This is a genomic window from Streptomyces sp. NPDC029159 (assembly GCF_055564055.1).
The window spans coordinates 40,455-60,281 of the sequence record NZ_JBVHWT010000011.1 but is presented as its reverse complement, the minus strand read 5'-3'; the positions used below and the strand labels follow the sequence as shown (position 1 = coordinate 60,281).

The window sequence follows — 19,827 nt, the reverse complement described above, 5'->3', positions numbered from 1 at the left end:
GAATGCGCCCTACGTGACCGGTCCGCCGGACCAGCGCCGCGCCGGAGCGGTGCCGCCCGTCACGGCACAGGGGGAGGGCACAGATGCGGGTCCTGGTGACCGTCGTCCGGGACGGCGGTGAGCCGCAGGATGCCCTGGTGCTGGCGGAGGACGGCGCCGAAGTCGCCGATGTGGCCGGGGCGCTGGCCACCGCACCGGCGCGGAGGCCGGCGGATCCCGGACCCCCGCGCCCCGTGGTCGTCCCACTGACGGGCCCCCGCCCCGGCCCCCGGGGCTTCGGGGCGCCCGCCGGCCACCTCTGGATCAACGGCCGCCGGTGCGAGCCCGGGGAGCCGGCCGCCGCGGTCCTCACCGACGGTGCCCGCCTCACCCTCGACGACACCCTCGGGCCCTTCCTCCGCGAGGGCGAACCCACCGGTCGTTTCGAGTTACGGGTGGCCGGTGGACCGGGCTCCGGCCGCGTCCTCCGGCTGGGCGCGGGGGTCACCACCCTCGGCTCCGGGCCCGCCTGCACCCTGCGCGTCGGCGACCCCGAACTACCGCCTCTGGCGGTCCGTGTGACGGTGGACATCCACGGCGGCCTCACCCTCGCCCCGGCCCCTGGCGCCGACTGCTCCCTCGATGACGCGCCGGTGGATACGGACCGCGCCTGGCCCCCCGGCGCGGTCCTGCGCGCGGGCGACTCCCTCTTCGTGCTGGACGTGCCCGCCGACGCCGACGCCCACCTCACCCCGACGCACGAGGGCGGGCTCGCCTACCACCGGCCGCCGCGTCTGACGCCCGTACGGCCCCGCTCCCGGCTCGTCGTCCCGGCCCCGCCCGGACGGGCCGAGCGCGCCCGCTTCCAGCTGATCGCGGCCTTCCTGCCGGTGCTCTTCGGCCTGGTCATGTACGGCGTCACCGGCCAGGCGTACATGCTGCTGTTCTGCCTGATGAGCCCGGTGATGATGGCCGGCCAGTGGCTGAGCGACAACCGTGAGGGCAAGAAGCGGAACAAGACCTCGATGCGCCGGTACAAAAAGGAACTCGCCGCGCACGACGCCGAGCTGACCAGGCTCGGCAAGGAGGAACAGCGGCTGCGGCGCCGGGAGCACCCCGACCCCGCCGAGGTGCTGCTCTTCGCCACCGGACCCCGGCGGCGGCTGTGGGAGCGGCGCCTCACCGACCCCGACACCCTGCAACTGCGCCTCGGCGTCGCCGCGCTCCCCGCGGACATCGAACTCGTCGCCGACCACGGTGCCCCGCGCGACGGCGACGCACCGCGCCCGCCCGCGCTGCCCGACGTCCCCGCCACCGTGTCCTTCCCGCGCCTCGGCGTCGTCGGGGTCGCCGGTGAGCGGCCCCGGGCGCTGGCCACCGCCCGCTGGCTGACCGTGCAGGCCGCGGTGCTGCACAGCCCGCGTGACCTCTCCGTCGTCGTCCTCGCCGCCACCCGGCCGGCCGGTGACGACTGGGCATGGGCGCACTGGCTGCCACACACCCGGCCGCAGCAGGGGCAGGACTGTCCGGCACTGGTCGGCTCGGACGCCGAGGCCGTCGGGCGGCGCGTCCAGGAACTCCTCGCCGAGCTGCACCGGCGCAAGGCCGCCCGCGACAGCCACCGCGCCTCGGGCACGCTCCGCCCCGACCCGCACATCCTCCTTGTCCTGGACGGCGCCCGGCTGCTGCGCCGCGTGGTGGGGATGCCCGAACTGCTCCAGGACGGCCCCGAGCACGGGATCTTCGCCCTCTGCCTCGACGAGGACGAGCGGCTGCTGCCGGAGGAGTGCCGAGCCGCCGTGCGCTGGCCGCTCGGCGCCGCGACGCGCCTGGTGGTCCGCGGCGCCGGCTTGGAGCGCGTCGGCGAGGTGGTGGCCGACCAGGTCGGCGCGGAGTGGTGCGAGCTGATCGCCCGTTCGCTCGCACCCGTACGGGATGTCAGCCGCGACGACGCCGACGGCGCCCTTCCCGGAGAGGCGCGGCTGCTGTCCCTGCTGGAGCTGCCGGAGCCGACGGGGACGGAGATCGCCCGCCGGTGGCGGTCCGGCGGCGCCTCCACCGAGGCCGCCGTCGGCGTCGCGGCGGACGGGCCGTTCCTGCTGGACCTCCGCCGGGACGGCCCGCACGCCCTGATCGCCGGTACCACCGGATCCGGTAAGTCCGAACTGCTGCAGACCCTCATCGCCTCGCTCGCGGTCGCCAACCGGCCGGACGCCCTGAACTTCGTCCTGATCGACTACAAGGGCGGCAGCGCCTTCATGGACTGTGCGCGGCTGCCGCACACCGTCGGCATGGTCAGCGACCTCGACGCACACCTCACCGAACGCGCCCTCGCCTCGCTCGCCGCCGAACTCCGGCGCCGGGAGGAGATCCTGCTCGCCGCCGGGGCGAAGGACCTGGAGGACTACACCGACACCCGCGCGCTCCGCCCCGAGCTGGCGCCGCTGCCGCGGCTCGCCCTGATCATCGACGAGTTCGCCTCACTCGTCGCCGAACTCCCGGACTTCATCGAGGGCCTGGTCGACATCGCCCGCCGCGGCCGCTCTCTCGGCGTCCATCTGGTGCTGGCGACCCAGCGCCCGGCCGGTGTGGTCAGTGCCGACATCCGTGCCAACACCAATCTGCGCATCGCGCTCCGGGTCACCGACGCTGCGGAGTCGGCGGATGTCCTCGACGCCCCGGACGCCGGTGCCATCGCCCGCACCACACCCGGCCGCGCCTATGTGCGCTCCGGCGCCCAGTCCCTCGTGGCGGTGCAGTCGGCCCGGATCGGCGGACGGCGTCCCCGCTCCGGCGACACGGGCCCCCGGGTCAGTCTGATCCCGCTCGACGGCCCCGCGTACGGCCGTCCCCTGCCCCGCGCGGCGGATGCCGGTGACGACGGCACCATGGTCACCGACCTGGCCGTCCTCGTCGACGCGGTCCGGGACGCCGCGGCCCGCACGGGCGCACCCCCGCCCCGCAGCCCCTGGCTGCCCCCGCTGCCCGACCGCCTCACCCTGGACGAGGTGCCCCGGCCGAAGGCCCCGGCGGACGACGGCGAGGTACCGCCGGTCCCGTTCGGCCTCACCGACCTCCCGTCCCAGCAGCGCCGCGCGCCGTTCGTCCTCGATCTCGTACGGGGCGAGCACGTCCTGATCGTCGGGGGCGCCCGCTCCGGCCGCTCCACCGCGCTGCGCACCCTCGCGGGCTCCCTGGCCCGCACCGCGGCCCCGTACGACGTCCATGTCCACGCCATCGACTGCGGCTCCAACGCCCTGGCGCCGCTCACCGCCCTGCCGCACGCCGGGGCCGTCGTCACCCGCGATCAACCCGACCGGGTCCGGCGGCTGCTCGACCGGCTCCTCGCCGAGATCGCCCGGCGCCAGCAGATCCTCGCCGCCGGGGGCGCCGCGGGCGCCGCCGAGCAGCGTGCCGGTGCGGCGGGGGAGGAGCGGTTGCCGTGGCTGGTGCTGCTGCTGGACGGCTGGGAGGGCTTCACCCAGGCGTTCGAGGACTACAACTACGGGCAGCTGGTCGACGCGGCACAGCGGATCTTCCGCGAGGGGGCGGCGGTGGGCCTGAAGGTCGTCATGACCGCCGACCGCAGCGGGCTCGGCGGCCAGGTGGCGTCCCTCTTCGCGGAGCGGCTGGTGTTGCGGATGACGGATCCGGGCGACTACGCCACCGCCGGATTCCAGACGCGGGACGTCCCGAAGGAGATGGCGAACGGCCGTGCCCTGCGGCTGACCGACGGCGGCGTCGAGGAGACCCAGCTCGCCCTGCTCGCCCCGGACCCGTCCGGCCAGGCTCAGGTGCGCACCCTGCGGGAGCTGGCCGACGCCGCCCGCCGCGCGCACCCCGGGCAGCTGCCCGCCCGGCTGCGTCCCCTGCGGGTGGACGCCCTGCCGCACCGCATCACGGCACGCGAGTGTGACGCCCTCGTCCCCGGTTTCGTCCCGCCCTCGCCGTTGTGGGCCCTGCTCGCCGTCGGCGGGGACGAACTCCACCCCGTCGGCGTCGACCTGGAGGCGGACGGTCCGGGCTTCGTGATCGCGGGCCCGCCCAAATCCGGCCGCTCCACCGCGCTGGTGACCGCGGCGCATTCCCTGCTGCGCTCCGGGACCCCGGTCGTGCTGGTCACCCCGCGCCGTTCACCGCTGCGCGCGCTGGCGGAGGCGCCGGGCGTGCTGGGGCTGCTGCGCGGCACCGACGCCACGGAGGACGAGCTGACGGAGCTGCTGGAGAAGGCGGGCGAGCGCCCTTACGCCGTCCTCGTCGACGATGCGGAGCTTCTCCACGAGTCGCTGCTGGACGAGGCGTTGGAGCAGGTCGTACGGAGCGGTATGGACGGCGGGCACGGGCTCGTCGCCGCCGGTGCGCTGGACGGGCTGTCCGCGCAGTACCGCGGCTTCGCGGTGAGCGCCCGCGCGGCCCAGCAGGGCCTGCTGCTCGCCCCGCGCACCGCCCAGGACGGCGAACTGTTCCACGTGAGGCTCCCGGCGAACGCCGGTGCGGGCCCGGTCGGCAGCGGGCTCTACGTATCCGGCGGGTCCTTCCGGCCCGTCCAGTGCGTGGTGACGGACGGACCGGGGCCGGACGGGGCGGAGGCCGGCACCCCGTCGTACTGAGGTACCGGCCTGCGCGAGGTGCTCAGGTGGCGCGTTCGATGTTGTCCGCGTTGGTCCGCGCGGACTTGCTCGCGGACTCCAGCGTGTCGGCGAACTTGTCGAACGTGGGCCGGACCGCATCCCACTCCTGCCGGAACTGGTCGGCCTTCGGGCCCCTCCAGTAGCTCTCGCTGGACCTGGTCTTGCTGTCCAACGACTTCACCAGCGCGTGCAGCTCGGCGGACTTCTTGTGGAACTCCCGCGAAAGGTCCCTGAGCTTCTCCAGGTCTGCACCGCGTTCCATGACGCTCCTCCCCGTGCGGCAGAGACAGACGGGCACCCCGTCTGTTTTCCGGACGCTATCGCAGGCCCCATCCGCCCGACAGAGGTCCGGAACATCACGGGACACTCACCCGTAAGGCTTCCGCCACCGGCGGCACATGTGGCCGGAAGTCCCTGGCAGGAAACGGCAGTTCCGCATTCCCACACCTGGGGAAGTTCGGCCTCGGGGAACATCGGTACAGCGGTTGGCGCTGAGAACGATCATGGTCGGCTAGCACACCGGCTGCGGGCTCCGCTGGGGTTCGCGGAAAGATCGCCGGGCGGGTGCCGGGGCTGGTTACGGTCCGCTCGTGCCGGTGGAGTTTCTGACTGATGAGCAGGCCGAGGCGTACGGGAAGTTCGCCGAGGAGCCGACCCGCCCTGAACTGGAGCGGTTCTTCTTCCTGGACGATGTCGACCGTGATCTGATCGCGCTGCGGCGCTCGACGCACCACCAGCTCGGCTTCGCGCTCCAGATGTGCACGGTGCGCTACATCGGCCGGTTTCTCCCGGACGACCCGCTCGACGCACCGTGGCCGGTGGTCGAGCATCTGGCCGCGCAGCTCGGCATCGAGGACCCATCGGTGGTGAAGCGGTACACCGAGCGGCCGAAGACGGCGTACGAGCACGCGTGGGAGATCCGGGACGCCTACGAGTACCACGAGTACGACGATGCGGAGTGGTCCCGGCGGTTCCGTACGTTCCTGCACGGGCGTGCGTGGACGCACGCCGAGGGCCCGAAGGCACTGTTCGACCATGCGGTGGGCTGGCTGCGCCGCAACCGGGTGCTGCTGCCGGGTGTCTCGGTACTGGCCCGGCAGGTGTCGGAGGTGCGGAAGGTCGCGGACAAGCGGCTGCACGCCACCGTCGCGGGCGCCGCCCGACGCGCGGACCCGGCGCTGCCCGGGGATCTGGTGGCGACGCTGAAGACGCCGGAGGGCTCGCGGTTCTCGGAGCTGGAGCGGCTGCGCCGGCCGCCGACGCGGACGACGGGCACGGCGTTCGCCCGCGCGCTGGAGCGGGTGGACGAGATCGGCGCGTACCGGCTCGGCAGGTTGAGGTTGTCGCAGATCCCGCCGAACCGGTTGGCGGCGTTGGCCCGGTACGCGCTGGGATCGAAGGCGCCGCTGCTGGAGCGGGCGGCGGAGCCCAAGCGCACGGCGATGCTCACCGCGGTGATGCGGCACCTGGAGGCGAAGGCGATTGACGAGGCCCTGGACCTGTTCCAGGTCCTCATGGCCACCCGGCTGCTGAACACGGCGAAGCGCAAGACGGAGAAGGAACGGCTGTCCACGCTGCCGCAGCTGGAGAAGGCGTCACGGGTGCTCGCGCGAGCGGCGAAGGTGCTGTTCGAGGAACTGGAGCTCGTCGAGGAGCAGGAGACGGACCTGGACGTGGCCGCGCTCTGGGCAGCCGTGGAGGAAGTCGCCCCGCGCGCGGCCGTGATGACCGCGGCGGCCACTGTGGTGACCCTGGTGCCCGAGGACGAGAACTCGGCCGAGGTCGCCATGCGGGCCGCGCTCGCGAACCGGTACGCCACGGTGCGCCCGTTCCTCGCGTTGCTGGGTGAGTCGAAGGCTCTGGACGCGGCGAGCGCCGGGAAGCGGGTCCTGGCCGGAGTGCGGGGGCTTCCGGCGCTGGCGCGGCGGAAGGTGGGGGTCAAGCCGCTGCTGCCGCGCGAGGTGGACGACAAGCTCGTGCCGCCCGCGTGGCGCAAGGCGGTGTACGCCAACCCCGATCTGCCCCAGGGCGCGGTCGACCGGGACGCGTACGTGGTGTGCGTGCTGGAGCAGCTGCACCGGGCCCTGAACAACCGCGACGTCTTCGCCTCGCCCTCGCACCGCTGGTCCAACCCGCGCGCCCGCCTGCTGGACGGGCCCGACTGGGACGCGGTCGAGGAGGACGTCCTGGCGGCCCTGAGCCTGGACATGCCCGTCACCGAGCACCTGGCGGAGCTGGTGCGCGGCCTGGACGCCGGGTGGAAGCAGCTCGCGACACGGCTGGAGGAGGCGGGGCCGGCGGCGAAGGTCTCCATCGAGGTCCAGGACGACGGGCGGGTGAAGCTGAACGTCGACAAGCTCGGCGCGCTCGGCGAACCGAAGTCCCTGACCTGGCTGCGCCAGCGGGTCGAGAAGATGCTCCCGAAGATCGACCTGCCGGACCTGCTGTTCGAGGTGAACGCCTGGACCGGGTTCCTCGACGCCTTCGTCCACCTCGGCGACGGCACGACCCGGATGAAGGACCTGCCCACCTCGGTGGTCGCGCTGCTGGTCTCGGAGGCGTGCAACATCGGCGCACCATCAACGCCGCCCCGTCGCCGAAGTACTTCGGGTTCAAGCGGGGAATCACCTGGCTCAACGCCGTCAACGACCAGGTCGCGGGCATCGGGCAGATGGTCGTGCCCGGCACGCCGCGCGACTCCCTGCACATCCTGGACGCGCTGCTGCACCTGGACGGCGGGGTGAAGCCGGAGATGGTGGCGACCGACAACGCCTCGTACTCCGACATGGTGTTCGGCCTGTTCAAGATCCTCGGCTACAACTTCAGCCCGCGGTTCCGCGACCTGGACGACCAGCGGTTCTGGCGGGCCACGATGCCCGGCGTCGAGACCGGCACGTACGGCGCGGTGGAGGACCTGGCCCGCAACCGCGTGAACCTGAACAAGGTGAGCACGCACTGGCCGGACATGCTGAAGGTCGCCGGTTCCCTGGTCACCAATCAGGTCCGCGCCTACGACCTGCTGCGCATGTTCGGCCGCGACGGGCGCCCGACGCCGCTCGGGGCGGCGTTCGCGGAGTACGGGCGGATCGCGAAGACCGAGCACCTGCTGCGGGTGGTCGACCCGGTGGACGACACCTACCGTCGGCAGATGAACCGGCAGCTCACCGTGCAGGAGTCCCGCCACAAGCTGGCCCGGGACGTGTGCCACGGCAAGCGCGGCACGATCCACCAGGCGTACCGCGACGGGATGGAGGACCAGCTTGGCGCGCTCGGCCTGGTCCTCAACGCCATCGTGCTCTGGACGACGAAGTACATCGACGCCGCCGTTGCCCAGCTCCGCGCCGAGGGCCACGAGATCCGGGAAGAGGACATCGCCCGTCTGTCTCCGCTCAAGCACCGCAACCTGAACCTGCTCGGCCGCTACAGCTTCACCGCCAGCGTTCCGGCCGCCGGCGCCCTGCGTCCGTTGCGTGACCCGGACGGGCCGGAGCTGGACGAGGATGACGACGGGGCGAGCTGAAGCGGCGCCGGTTTCATGGTGTGCTCCGGCGGACGTCGGGGTGGTGTGGAGCCAGGGGGCGGCTGTGGCTCTGTTCTGGCGGTGTCAGCCGGTGCGTCGGACGGCGATGACGTTGTCGGTTACGGTCGCGGTCTGTCCTTCGGGTCCGGTGGCGGTGCGCTGGGGTGCGTCGCCTCGTTCGACGGCCCAGGTGTCGTCGAGCTGGAGCGAGGCGATGACGTCGTCGGGGGTGGGGTAGTGGATGTCCTGGCCGGCCTGCCAGGACCAGGGGGCGGTGGAGGCGTGTTCGATCACGATCAGCCGCCCGCCGGGTGCTACGGCCTGGGCGGCTCGCCGCAGGACGCTCTCGCGGGCGATGGTGACGGGGGTGTGGAAGTAGGTGGCGGTGACCAGGTCCCAGGCGCCGTCGGGGAAGGTTTCGGAGAGGTCGTGCTGCTGGGGGTGGACCCGGTCGGTGAGGCCCGTGGCCGCGGCGCCTGCCGCGACGCGGTCGAGGGCGGTCTGAGAGACGTCGACGGGTGTGACGTCCCAGCCCTGGGAGGCGAGCCAGAGTGCGTCGCCGCCGTGGCCGCAGCCCAGGTCCAGGGCTGTGCCCGGGGTGGGGTTCAGGGCGGCGAGCAGGGCGGTGAGGACGGCGTTGGGCTTGGTGCCCCACTGCGCGTCCATGCCGGCGTAGTGCTTCTCCCAGAACGCGGCGGAGTCGTTTGCGCTGTTCATGTGCGGGGCCTTTCGGTGCGGGTGGTCAGGAGGTGGCGGCGCTGGTGCGGCGGCTGGTGATGATCAGGCCGGTGGCCGCGAGGGCGAGGGCGAACAGGGCGGCGCTGGCGAGGAAGGCGACCCGGTAACCGTGCACGTATCCCTCCAGCCGGACCGCCTGCGACACGGCGCCGGTGCGGTCGGCGAGAAACCCGGCGAGGGCGGAGACGTACAGGGTGTTGAGGAGGGCGGGGCCGACTGCGCCGCCGACCTGCTGCGTGGTGCTGATCATCGCGCTGGCGACACCGGTGTCGGACGGGGAGATGCCGGCAAGGGCGGTGTTGGGCAGGGCGACGAAGAACGCGCCCAGACCCAGACCGGTCAGGATCATGGCGGGCAGCACGACGGCCAGGTAGCCCTCGGTGGGCTTCAGCAGCGTCAGCACCAGGGTGCCGGCCAGCGTGACGGCCGTGCCCGCCGTCATCAGCGTCTTCGGGCCGAGCCGGGTCACCAGCGGGGCGCCGAAGGTGGCCGCGGCGATGATGCCGGCGCTGAAGGGCAGGAACGCCAGTCCCGCACGCAGCGGCTGGTAGCCGAGGTTGACTTGAAGGTAGTAGGTCAGGAACAGCAACAGGCCGAACATGCCCGCCCCGATCAGCAGGGAGGCGAGGAACGCGCCGCCGCGGTCCCGATCCCAGATGACGCGCAGGGGCAGCAGCGGGTGGGCGGTGCGCTGCTCGACCAGGACGAACGAGGCCAGTAGCGCCAGGCCGGCGGCGAGCAGGAGCCAGGTCGCCGGGGTGTTCCAGCCCGCTTCCGCGGCGTGGGTGAAGCCCCAGACGACGGCGACCAGGCCGGTGGTGACCAGCAGGGCGCCAGGGATGTCGTAGCGGCGGGTGCCCTCGGCGCGGCTCTCCTTGAGTACCGGGAGTGCGGCCAGGGCCATGGCGAGGGCGATGGGGGTGTTGACGAACAGGCACCAGCGCCAGCTGGTGTACTCGGTCAGCAGGCCGCCTGCGATCAGTCCGACCGCGCCGCCCGCACCTTGCAGGGCGCCGTAGACGCCGAACGCCTTGGCCCGCTCGCGTGGGTCGGTGAAGGTGACCGCGATCAGGGACAGTGCGGCCGGGGCCAGCAGTGCGGCGAACACGCCTTGCAGGGCGCGTCCGGCGAACAGGGTCATCCCGTTCGGGGCGATGCCCGCGAGCATGGAGGCGGCGGCGAAGCCGATTAGGCCGATCAGGAAGACGCGCTTGCGGCCGACGAAGTCGACGACGCGCCCCCCGAGCAGCAGCAGACCGCCGAAGGTGAGGGCGTAGGCGGTCACCGCCCACTGCCGGTTCGCGTCGCTGATGTCCAGGTCGGCCTGGGCGTGCGGGAGAGCGATGTTGATGACGGAGGCGTCCAGCACCACCATCAGCGTCGCCACCGAGATCACCGTCAGCGCCCACCAGCGCCGTGGGTCCAAAGCGTCCTCGCGGCGGTCCACCGCGTCGGTTTCCGTCGTCATCGCAGGGGCCAGTCCTCAGCAGATCAAGGGAAAAGGGCAGGTCATTCGCGGGCCACCGGGCAATCGGGCCGGCCGCTGGTACGACACTGCGATGGCCACTGCTGGAGTTGCAAAGCCTCATGCTGTTTCAGCATGCTGGTGGGTATGAGCGCCGCACGGCACATCGGGAAGAAGGACGGTCTGACCGCGGTCGGGCCGCGGCTGCGGGACCTGCGCCGCAGGCACGGTCTGACGCTGGCCGCTCTGGCCGAGCAGACTGGGATCAACGAGAGCACCCTCTCCCGCCTTGAAGGCGGGAGCCGCAAACCGACTCTGGAGATGCTGCTGCCGCTCGCCGAGGTCTACGCCGTACCCCTGGACGAGCTCGTCGGCGCACCGCGCACCGGGGACCCGCGCATCCACCTCAAACCGGTCGTCCGCGACGGCATGACCTTCGTGCCGCTGAGCCGGCCCGGCGGTGTCCAGGCTCACAAGCTACTCATTCCGCCCCGGCCCGGCACCGAGCCGCAGCTGAGTACCCACGAGGGCTTCGAATGGGTCTACGTCCTGGCCGGCCGGCTGCGCCTGCTCCTCGGTGAGGAGAGGGTGATCCTCAAGCCCGGTGAGGCCGCCGAGTTCAACACCCATGTGCCGCACTGGCTCGGCCCCGACGACGACCGCACCGTAGAACTGCTGATCCTGTTCGGCACCCAGGGAGAGCGGGCCCACCTCAAGGCCCGCACCACCTGAATCACGCCCCGGCGAAGACGCCAGCACCCCTCAGTGACCGTCCACGAGACCCTCCAGGCCATGCACGCGCGGGCTCAGCACCCGCCGCGACACCTCGGCCTCCGAGCGCCGACCCGGCCCTCGACCACACCCGCGCCCAGAGCAGGCAGCTGTTCCCACTGCTCCTGCGCCAGCCCCGCGCCCTCGTGCAGGAACAGGGTGACTTCCTTCCACCGACCAGGCAACTCCTCTGCTGCACCTGGTGATCGACGGCCTGCGCTGCTGCCCGGGCCGGAAGCGATCCGGAATCTTGCCGAAACAGCATGGTTTCTGGGCACCGGACAGGTGCCGGGTGAGGCTGTTGGTATGACTGAGATCGCGAACAGCCCAGGTGGTGTCGATACCGAGGTCGTCGGCGACGCCGATGTCGATGTCGTGGTGGTGGGCGGTGGAGTCGCCGGTCTGTCGGGCGCGGTGACGCTCGCCCGGTCCCGGCGTTCGGTGGTGGTGATCGACTCCGGTGAACCCCGCAACGCCCCGGCGTCCGGTGTACACGGCCTGCTGTCGAGGGACGGCATCAACCCGAGCGAACTGCTGCGCGTGGGGCGGGAGGAGGTCATTTCGTACGGCGGCCGGATGATCTCCGACCGGGTGGTCACGACAGGCCGGGACGGCGACGGATTCGTGGTGGACACGGCTGGCGGACACCGGTTCCGGGCACGGCGGCTGCTGATGTGCACCGGGCTAGTCGACCGGCTGCCCGACATCGCCGGGCTGCGCGAGCGGTGGGGGCGGGACGTGCTGCACTGCCCGTACTGCCACGGCTGGGAGGTACGGGATCAGCCGGTCGGGGTGCTCGCCACCGGCCCGGCGGCCGTCCATCAGGCGCTGCTGTTTCGCCAGCTGTCCGACCAGGTCACCCTGTTCCGGCACAGCATCGGTGAATTCGGCGTCGAGGACGGGGAGAGGCTGGCGGCCCGAGGGGTCGCGGTGGTGGAGGGGGACGTCACGGACCTGGTAATCGAGGACGACCGCCTGACCGGTGTCCGACTGGCATCGGGAGATCGGGTTCCGCTCGCCGCGCTGGTCGTGGCTCCCCGGTTCGAGGCCCGGGACGACGTCCTCGCCGAGCTCGGTCTGACGGCCGTGGAGCATCCGTGGGCCATCGGCGATCAGGTGGGCGCGGACGGTACCGGACTGACTGCGGCTGGCGGAGTGTGGGTCGCGGGGAACGTGGCCGACGTCCTGGACGGAGTCCCGGCCGCCGCCGCCGGCGGCGTACGAGCAGCCGCGGCCATCAACGCCGACCTGGTGGCCGCCGACACCGACGCCGCACTCGCCCGCCGCCGGACCCGTGACGTCGCGGGCGTCTTCGCACCCGAGGCGGAGGCGGCCCTGTGCCAGCAGGTCATGGGCGAACGCCGCCACGGCCTGGACGGCCTGTTGTCTCTCGGGCCGTCACAGCAGGGCTGAGGCACCCACGCCCGCCCACCGGCCGTCAGGTGGTTCGGGCCCGCAGATGGGCGCGCTCGCCCTGTCTGCCGAACAGCACCAGCAATTCGACCGGCCGGGCATCGGCCGGCCCCGCCGGACAGACCACCACCGTCACCGACACGGTCATCGCCATCCGCCGCCTCGCCACGTGACCACCCGACCCGACCGACCGGCCACCGCCGACAGACACAACCACCCCAAGGAGAAACCCCAAATGCCCGACCTGTTCAGCCCCGTAACCGTCGGCAAGTGGACACTGCCCAACCGGATCGCCATGGCCCCCATGACCCGCAGCCGCGCCGACGCCTCCGGCGTGCCCGGCGAGGCCACCGCCACCTACTACCGGCAGCGGGCCACTGCCGGCCTGATCATCACCGAAGGCGTCCAGCCCAGCGCAACCGGACAGGGCTACTCCAACACCCCTGGCCTCCACACACGCCGTCAGATCGGCGGATGGCGCGCCGTCGCCGACGGCGTGCACGAGGAAGGCGGCCACATCGTCGCCCAGATCATGCACGCGGGACGGATCGCGCACCCGGACAACAAGAACGGCCATGAAACCGTAGCCCCCAGCGCCCTCGCCGCGCCCGGCGAGATGTTCACCCCGAGCGGGCCCAGGCCACACCCGGTGCCGCGGGCCCTGACCACGGCGGAGATCCCCTCCGTCATCGAGGAGTACGTGGACAGCGCACGCGCCGCCGTCGAAGCCGGCCTCGACGGCATCGAACTGCACGGTGCCAACGGCTACCTGATCCATCAGTTCCTCGCACCGTCCACCAACCACCGCACCGACACCTACGGCGGATCCACGACAGGCCGGGCACGCTTCGCGATCGACCTGGCGACGGCCGTGGCCGAGGCGGTCGGCAGCGAACGCGTGGGCCTGCGCATCTCGCCGGGCATCAACCTGCACGGAGCGATCGAGGACGACCAGGCCGAAACCGCCGCGACCTACCGCACTCTCATCGACGCGATCGCCCCGCTGGGGCTCGCCTATCTGCACACCATCGGTGACCCCGCCACACCCCTGCTCACCGACCTCCGGACCCGCTTCGACGGCACGCTCATCGTCAACGATGGCTGGTACCCGATGACCGACGCCACCGCCGCCCGCCGGCACATCGACAGCGGCCGGGCAGACCTCGTCTCCGTCGGCAGGGCCTTCATCGCCAATCCTGACCTCGTCCGGCGCTGGCAGAACCACGCCCCCGTCACCGAACCCGATCCCACCACGTTCTACGGCGGCGACACCCGCGGCTACACCGACTACACCACGCTCGCCGACTGATAGCGATACCGCGCAAGCAAAAGAAGGCCCACGCGACACCTCGGCCACGCTGAAGCCGCACCAGGACCCAGGCAGGGGCGAGGGCCCCTCGACCGCCATCTGGTGGGCCGTCGGCATCTTGGTTGTGTGCACGACCATCTCAGTGATCTTCATCAGCACCGGCAAGCCGGGGACCGCCGCCCTGTCGTCAAATGGTCGTTTGACGACAGGCAAGCGGCGCGTCCAATGAACCCTGCAACCCGGGGGTTCGCGGCGGCCCGAATCCAATCAGATCCGATGATGATTGCTGACAGGGTTTGATGACAGATAGGGTCCATTCCTCCCTACGGAAGGGGCCCACGAGTGGCGAACCTGGTCTACAAGCGAGTCTCGACCGACCAGCAGTCGACCGCCCGCCAGGACCTCGTCCTGGACGAGGCCGGGATCGAGGACCCGGTCGTCTTCGAGGAGGACCCCGGCACCTCCAGCCGCCTCCATCCGCTCCAGCGCCCGAAGTTCCGCGAACTGCTCACCTACGCGCGGCCCGGCGACACCGTGCACATCTCCGAGATGTTCCGCCTCGTGCGCGGTAACCAGGACATCCTCGACGTGCTCGACGTCCTGCACCGCGACCGTCTCGCCCTGCGCATCCACGACGGCGCGTTCTCCGCCATGGACCTCACCGCACGCCACCCGCGCACCGGCGAGCTGCTGTCCACCGTGAAGTTCATGGTGCAGACCCTCGCCGCCGCCGGCGAACTCCAGCGCGACCTCCAGCGCGAGCTGACCTACGACGGGCTGCGCGCCGCCGAGGCCAAGGGCGCGAAGGGCGGGCGCCGCCCCGCCGTCGCGGGCGCGAAGACCGACGACGTACGCACCGCGTACCTGGAAGGCCGCTCCATCGCCGCCCTCGCCCGCGACCACCGGGTCAGCCGCGGCGCGATCCGCACCGCCGTCGCCGACCTCCTGCCCGAGCACACCGCCATCGAGGAGGACGCGCCCGCCCCTGAGCTACCGGTCGCGCTCGACATGCCGGGCAAGGTCGCCGACTACCTCCGCACCACCGAGCTGGAGTCCGCCGAGCGTGCCGCGCTCGACCAAGGGGTGGCCGTACGGCGCGGCCAGGGCTACACCCTGCGCGTCAGCGCCGTCCCCGCCGTGCACCGAGGGCTCCTCGCCCGCTGCCAGCCGCTCGACGGCGCCCAGGGCCTCCCCGCAGTCCCCGCCCAGCGCAAGGCCCGCCGCGAGTACGAGAACAGGGTCAGCGCCCTCACACCCTGAACAAGATCGTTCTCAGCGCCAACCGCTGTACCGATGTTCCCCGAGGCCGAAGTTGGCTCCGTCCAGCCTCTTCCGCGGGGCGTTCCGCACTACGCTGGACCGCGGACATGGCAGCGGGGGAGGCGCCGTGAACGATCCGAGAATCAGGGAGCTGAAGGAGCGTGCCGCGTCCCTGCGGGCGCTGGCCGACCACGTCGAATCGTTGGTCGACGCACCGCGGAGCCGCAGCACCACCGGCATGAAGACCTGGTCGGGCCCGAACGCCGCAGAGGTGCGGGGCAGGCTGAAGAGCTGGCACACGACCTGTGCCGCGGTCGCCGGGGAACTGCGCAGAGAGGCACATCGAGCGATGCAGGACGCGAAGGAACTCCAGCACCCCGACAAATGAGCCGCGTGCAGCGGTGAGAGAGGGCCGAGCGCATGCCGTCGAGCGACAGTTCCCGGGGACGCCTCCGGTTGGCCGACCGCCACATCAGCGTCTTCGCCCACCTCCTCGACGGCGAGAGTCCGCCGGACGACCTGTGGCCCTCTCTGGAGGAGCTTCAGGACACCGGACTGGTCGGGCCCGAGGGCGAGCTGGCGCCGCTGCTGCGCGATCTGCTCGGCGCGCTCGCCGCCCCGCTCGCCGTGATCCGGGTGGAGGTCACCGGCGAGCACGGCACCGTCCACCACGGCGTGATCGTGGGGCAGGACGCCGTCCTCTCCCACGACGGCTGGCCCGGGGAGGAGGAGTCCGAGTACGTGCCGATCGAACCGGCCACGCTGGTCTGGGAGATCGCGCGCAAGGTCAATCTCCGGGGCGGCGGCGCCGACGGCCCGGCGCCCTCCCGCGTGGTGACGACAGCGGGGGCGTTGGACGCGGCGCTCGTCGCGGTGGGGGAGGCGTCCGGCGCCGACGAGGACGGTGTCCGGGCCGCGGTGCGCGCGGCGCTGGCGGACCACGACGGCAACCTGGACGGCCCGGCGCGCGACCGGTTCGCCGACCTGGTGACGGACCTGAACGCGACCTGGCGCACCACCGTGACCTGGGACGGCCGCCACGACGGGGCGCGTACGGCCATGGTGCGCGCGCTGGCCGTCTGGGACTGCGGACCGCACGGCTACTGGCAGCGCATCCAGCCGGAGGAGCCGGTCCTGCCCGGCCAGGCGGGGCCAGACACCGCGCTGGTGTTGCAGCGGGTCGGCGGCGGGGAACTGTGGGAGAAGATCGCCGACCTCCTGCCGGACCGGGAGGAACTCTCCGGCGAGAGCGGCGAGAGCGGCGAGGGCTGATCGTGCACTGCTGCCGGGAAGGGCGGGTACCGAGGTGACGCGTGTGCGGGCCAGGAGGAAGAAGCGGGTGCCGGTCGTCCCGGTTCCGCCGCCTCGCCGGTGGGGGCTCGTCACGGCCGGGCTCATGGTGCTGCTGCCGGTGGGGCTGGCCGGCTGCGGGTGGCTCGCTCAGCGCGACGGCGTGGTCGCGGTGGTGCTCGCCTCTTTCCTGGTGCTGGCCATGCTGACCGTCGCCGGAGTGCTGTGCGGCGGGGTCCTGGGCACCTGCGTGGCCGTGGTGGGTCTCGCCCTGATGCTCTTCGCCGGACCGGCGCTGGGCAGTTACGTCCTCGACCGGCGCGGCGAATCCCACCCGGCCCTGGTGGTGGACGTCCGCAGCGTGTATCGCAAACACGGTGCGGAGCCGGTGTGCGATGTCGCCCCACTCGATGTGCTCCATTCCCCGGTGTACTCCGTCGGGATGGCGCAGGGCTGCGCCCGTGAACTCCGCCTGGAGCATGTAGACCTACAGGTGGACCCGGCGGGCTGGCTCGCCCCCAGGGTCCGCTCGCCCGGCGACGACGCGGCGCTGACTCGGTCGGCCGTCTGCTCGGCCGGCCTCCTCGTCACGATGGAGGCATGTGTGCTGTACGCCAGGCTGCGCAGGCGCCGCCGGGCCTGACGGGCGGCGGCGGAGGGCCGCCTCAGAACCAATTCACCGGATTGATGTGCCGGGCGAGGCTCTTCGCCCCGTGGGCGATACCGGAGGCGGCCGACGCGCCCTTGTTCTGGAGCCAGGCGGTCGCTTTCCGGGAGCCGCTCTTGATGTCGTCCCAGTGCTGGACGATCTCAGCAGCTCCGTAAACCACTCCGGTACCGACTGCCAGACCGATCGTGACGGGGTTCGGCGCCACCAACGCCGCGGTCATGGAGGCGTTGAACCCCATCTCGGCGACGTCGGCGACGTATGCGGCCCCTCTTTTCTGGAAGGCGTCCATGGGATCGCCCTGGGTGACGACGTTCGCAATGCTCCAGCCGGTGGCGGCGCCGCTGGCGACGACTCCCGCGCCGCGGAGGAAACCGGCCGTCTTCGCCGCGGTACCCAGGCCCGCGGTGCGGTGGATCCTCCACAGGCTGGCTCCGGCGGCGCGGGTGACGGGCTGGCCCGAGTGGGAGAGTCCGCCGTACGTGGCGGCCAGCTCGTCGGAGCCGATGGCGGAATTGATCAGGCGTCGGGCGCGGTCCGACCGCGCCAGGGTGCCGCGTCCGCGGCTCCACGCCTGGCCGAACATGTCGCCGCGGACGTTGCGGGTGAAGGGGACGCTCGCGGCGTTCCGGTAGACCGGGTAACGGTTCAGGTAGTTCCCCAGCTGCGAGGGGGCCCACGTACCCGGTGCGTTGAGGGAGCGGATCCGCGGCTGCCACTGGATGAGGCGGTTTCCCGGCCCTCGCATGCCGAAGGAACGCAGCGTTGCGCCGGTACGGAGTTTCAGGGACCGGCCGTAGCCGGCCCGCAGGGAATTGCCGACGACCACCCTGGTCAGGGCGGAGCCCTGCACGGTTACGACATCGGTCGCCGTCATCAGCCCGAGCCCGTCGCCGCCGAGGCCGAGCAGTTTCCGGACCTGCGGCTCGTAAGGCTGGAGGCCGGTCAGGCGGGTGATGACGGTCGCCTCCATCCGGTTCCGCCACTCGTTCAGAGTCTCCTTCGGCCGCTTCTTGGCGGCGTGGCCCGCCCTGACCGCCAGTCGGTTGGCGAAGTCGAGCGTGTCCGGGGTGATCGCGTCCGCGTACGTGGCGAGGTCGGTGCTGCTGAATCCGATCCGGCGGAGTCCCGCCCACAGGTCGCCTTCCTCCAGCCTGCTGATCAGGGCGCGTCGCCGCAGGTCGGTGGCTGTCGTGGTGGACCAGGAGGTGAGGGGCTTGAGCGGCCCGAGGGTGTCGGCGACACCGAGCCGGGACGCCTGGGCGAGGGCGGCTGCGGTGTTCGCCGCGACGCCGTTCCTGCCGTCGAGAAGTGTGGCGAGCTGGTCGAGATCATCCGGGTCAAGGCTTCTCACGCGGCGCTCCCCCCGAGCGAAACGGAGAACCATGCTAGGAGCGTGGGGCCCCGTCGGCACCGGCGAGGACGAGCCGTTTCCCGCACACCCGGAGCACTTTCCCGTAGGGGAAAAGCCGAGGATCTCGACGTGACGAGGAGCGGCACCGCCGACCACGGCACGCAGCGGCCCCGGCTCCCTCATGGGGAACCGGGGCCGCGGCGTTCGCGCGTACCGCTCATACCTCGCCGAACGACCCGGCGTTGAGCCCGCCCACGAACCGCGTCCAGGACGCGGCCCGGAACGTCAGCGCCGGGCCCTCGGGGCGCTTGGAGTCCCGTACGGGGACGATCCCGGGGACGCCGTCGGCGACTTCGAGGCAGTTGCCGCCGTCGCCCGCGCTGTACGTGGACTTGCGCCAGCGGGCCGCACCCGGGAAGTCCTGTGCGACCTCCAGGCAGTCGCCGCCGCTGCCGCCGCTGTAGCTCGACTTGCGCCAGGACGCGGTACTCAGGTCGTAGTCACTCGTCACGGGTGAATTCCTCCGCCACTGATTCGATCAGGGCCAGAGAAGCTTCCGGTGACAATGCGCTGGCCCTAATCAGATCGTAGGTCAGCGAGTGGCGTGCGACGGTTGCCGGATCGTCCAGCAACTGACCTGTTCCCAGGCCCTGGATGTAGACCAGAGTTGGGGCGTCGTTGAACGCCAGCAACTTCAGCGAGCCCTCCATCGAGGAGTGGGCTCCCACATCCAGCGGCAGGATCTGCATGATGATCCGGCGACGCCGGGCCAGCGAGGCGATATGGCGCAGCGCCTCCGCCATGACCTGCGGTCCTCCGGTCACCCGGCGCAGTACCGCCTCGTCCAGAACGACCCACAGCAGCGGATTTGTTGGGTCGTCCAGCAGCTGGGCTCGTTCGAGTCGGGCTGCGGTCAGTTCGTCGATGACCTTTTCGGTCGTGGTCGGTTCGTGTGCGCGGAAGACGGCCCGTGCGTACGCCTCGGTCTGGAGCAGTCCCGGGATGAGCTGGGGCGCGTACTCCTTGATCGACGTGGCCTGGGCTTCGGCCTCGGCCGCCTCCGCGAAGTGATCCGGATACTTGGACTTGGCCGCGGCCCCGCAATTGCGCGCGAAGTACCCGTCCGTCTTGAGGATTTCGTCTATCTTCTGCGCGTACTCGGGCAGCATCCGGCGCGTACCGGCTTCCAGCTGGCCGATGAACGAGCCGCTGACGAAGAGCAGGGTGCCCAGCTCTTCCTGGGAGTGGCCCGCCTTCTCCCGCTGGTGTCTCAGCTCGGCGCCGAGCATCGCCCGAGGCGAGGAAGAGGGATCGAGACGCTTGGGTTTCGCCATGGAGAACTCCAGGTCGTACACGGGATGTTGTTGGGTCTGCGCCCCTTTTCCAGGCTAGCCGAGTCCGGCCACGCTGTGTGGCGAACGTCATACACA

The 19,827-nt window shown here is 71.8% G+C and carries 14 protein-coding genes and 2 pseudogenes; 9 read left to right on the top strand and 7 right to left on the bottom strand.

What is annotated here, in order from left to right; all coding sequences use genetic code 11:
* Nucleotides 1-83 precede the first annotated feature (83 nt).
* On the top strand, nucleotides 84-4,589 hold the full coding sequence (locus ACZ4U4_RS21410) for an FtsK/SpoIIIE domain-containing protein (RefSeq protein WP_467876609.1): 4,506 nt from the start codon (nucleotides 84-86) through the stop codon (nucleotides 4,587-4,589).
* A 22-nt stretch (nucleotides 4,590-4,611) separates the two neighbouring features.
* Here ACZ4U4_RS21410 and ACZ4U4_RS21405 read toward each other — a convergent pair whose 3' ends face one another.
* Nucleotides 4,612-4,872, bottom strand: a complete 261-nt coding sequence (locus ACZ4U4_RS21405) for a WXG100 family type VII secretion target (RefSeq protein WP_467876605.1) — start codon at nucleotides 4,870-4,872, stop codon at nucleotides 4,612-4,614.
* Between the two features lie 328 nt (nucleotides 4,873-5,200).
* On the opposite strand from ACZ4U4_RS21405, the pseudogene ACZ4U4_RS21400 reads away from it, so the two are divergent.
* Nucleotides 5,201-8,130 (top strand): annotated as a pseudogene (locus ACZ4U4_RS21400) (Tn3 family transposase).
* An 84-nt stretch (nucleotides 8,131-8,214) separates the two neighbouring features.
* Here the strand turns inward: ACZ4U4_RS21400 and ACZ4U4_RS21395 are convergent.
* Both ACZ4U4_RS21395 and ACZ4U4_RS21390 read right to left on the bottom strand, forming a co-directional pair.
* Nucleotides 8,215-8,847 carry a class I SAM-dependent methyltransferase gene (locus ACZ4U4_RS21395; RefSeq protein WP_467876602.1) on the bottom strand — a complete coding sequence of 211 codons (633 nt, stop codon included), beginning with the start codon at nucleotides 8,845-8,847 and terminating at the stop codon, nucleotides 8,215-8,217.
* 25 nt (nucleotides 8,848-8,872) lie between these two features.
* Nucleotides 8,873-10,336, bottom strand: coding sequence for an MFS transporter (locus ACZ4U4_RS21390; RefSeq protein WP_467876598.1), 1,464 nt, complete (start codon nucleotides 10,334-10,336; stop codon nucleotides 8,873-8,875).
* Between the two features lie 144 nt (nucleotides 10,337-10,480).
* On the opposite strand from ACZ4U4_RS21390, the gene ACZ4U4_RS21385 reads away from it, so the two are divergent.
* A complete protein-coding gene (locus ACZ4U4_RS21385; protein WP_411146881.1) occupies nucleotides 10,481-11,065 on the top strand; it encodes a helix-turn-helix domain-containing protein in 585 nt (194 codons plus the stop codon).
* Between the two features lie 345 nt (nucleotides 11,066-11,410).
* Nucleotides 11,411-12,517 carry an NAD(P)/FAD-dependent oxidoreductase gene (locus tag ACZ4U4_RS21380; RefSeq protein WP_467876593.1) on the top strand — a complete coding sequence of 369 codons (1,107 nt, stop codon included), beginning with the start codon at nucleotides 11,411-11,413 and terminating at the stop codon, nucleotides 12,515-12,517.
* A gap of 25 nt (nucleotides 12,518-12,542) precedes the next feature.
* On the opposite strand, the pseudogene ACZ4U4_RS21375 reads toward ACZ4U4_RS21380, so the two are convergent.
* Nucleotides 12,543-12,629, bottom strand: a pseudogene (locus ACZ4U4_RS21375) (XRE family transcriptional regulator); the annotation flags it as partial.
* A 123-nt stretch (nucleotides 12,630-12,752) separates the two neighbouring features.
* On the opposite strand from ACZ4U4_RS21375, the gene ACZ4U4_RS21370 reads away from it, so the two are divergent.
* The 5 genes from ACZ4U4_RS21370 (at nucleotide 12,753) to ACZ4U4_RS21350 (ending at nucleotide 17,019) form a co-directional block, all read left to right on the top strand.
* Nucleotides 12,753-13,826 (top strand): alkene reductase, encoded by a 1,074-nt coding sequence (locus tag ACZ4U4_RS21370; protein ID WP_467876591.1) that lies wholly within the window; start codon nucleotides 12,753-12,755, stop codon nucleotides 13,824-13,826.
* 342 nt (nucleotides 13,827-14,168) lie between these two features.
* Nucleotides 14,169-15,086 (top strand): recombinase family protein, encoded by a 918-nt coding sequence (locus ACZ4U4_RS21365; protein ID WP_467876588.1) that lies wholly within the window; start codon nucleotides 14,169-14,171, stop codon nucleotides 15,084-15,086.
* 127 nt (nucleotides 15,087-15,213) lie between these two features.
* Nucleotides 15,214-15,474: a hypothetical protein gene (locus ACZ4U4_RS21360; protein ID WP_467876585.1), complete on the top strand. Its 261-nt coding sequence runs from the start codon at nucleotides 15,214-15,216 to the stop codon at nucleotides 15,472-15,474.
* Between the two features lie 68 nt (nucleotides 15,475-15,542).
* Nucleotides 15,543-16,358: a hypothetical protein gene (locus tag ACZ4U4_RS21355; protein WP_467876581.1), complete on the top strand. Its 816-nt coding sequence runs from the start codon at nucleotides 15,543-15,545 to the stop codon at nucleotides 16,356-16,358.
* Between the two features lie 43 nt (nucleotides 16,359-16,401).
* Nucleotides 16,402-17,019: a hypothetical protein gene (locus tag ACZ4U4_RS21350; protein WP_467876577.1), complete on the top strand. Its 618-nt coding sequence runs from the start codon at nucleotides 16,402-16,404 to the stop codon at nucleotides 17,017-17,019.
* A 22-nt stretch (nucleotides 17,020-17,041) separates the two neighbouring features.
* Here the strand turns inward: ACZ4U4_RS21350 and ACZ4U4_RS21345 are convergent, their stop codons facing one another.
* The 3 genes from ACZ4U4_RS21345 to ACZ4U4_RS21335 form a co-directional block, all read right to left on the bottom strand.
* A complete protein-coding gene (locus ACZ4U4_RS21345) occupies nucleotides 17,042-18,397 on the bottom strand; it encodes a PE-PGRS family protein (RefSeq protein ID WP_467876574.1) in 1,356 nt (451 codons plus the stop codon).
* Nucleotides 18,398-18,614: 217 nt separating this feature from the next.
* Nucleotides 18,615-18,908, bottom strand: coding sequence for a DUF397 domain-containing protein (locus ACZ4U4_RS21340; protein ID WP_467876571.1), 294 nt, complete (start codon nucleotides 18,906-18,908; stop codon nucleotides 18,615-18,617).
* Nucleotides 18,898-19,731 (bottom strand): helix-turn-helix domain-containing protein, encoded by an 834-nt coding sequence (locus tag ACZ4U4_RS21335; RefSeq protein WP_467876989.1) that lies wholly within the window; start codon nucleotides 19,729-19,731, stop codon nucleotides 18,898-18,900. The genes ACZ4U4_RS21340 and ACZ4U4_RS21335 overlap by 11 nt, the downstream gene beginning before the upstream one ends.
* Nucleotides 19,732-19,827 lie beyond the last annotated feature (96 nt).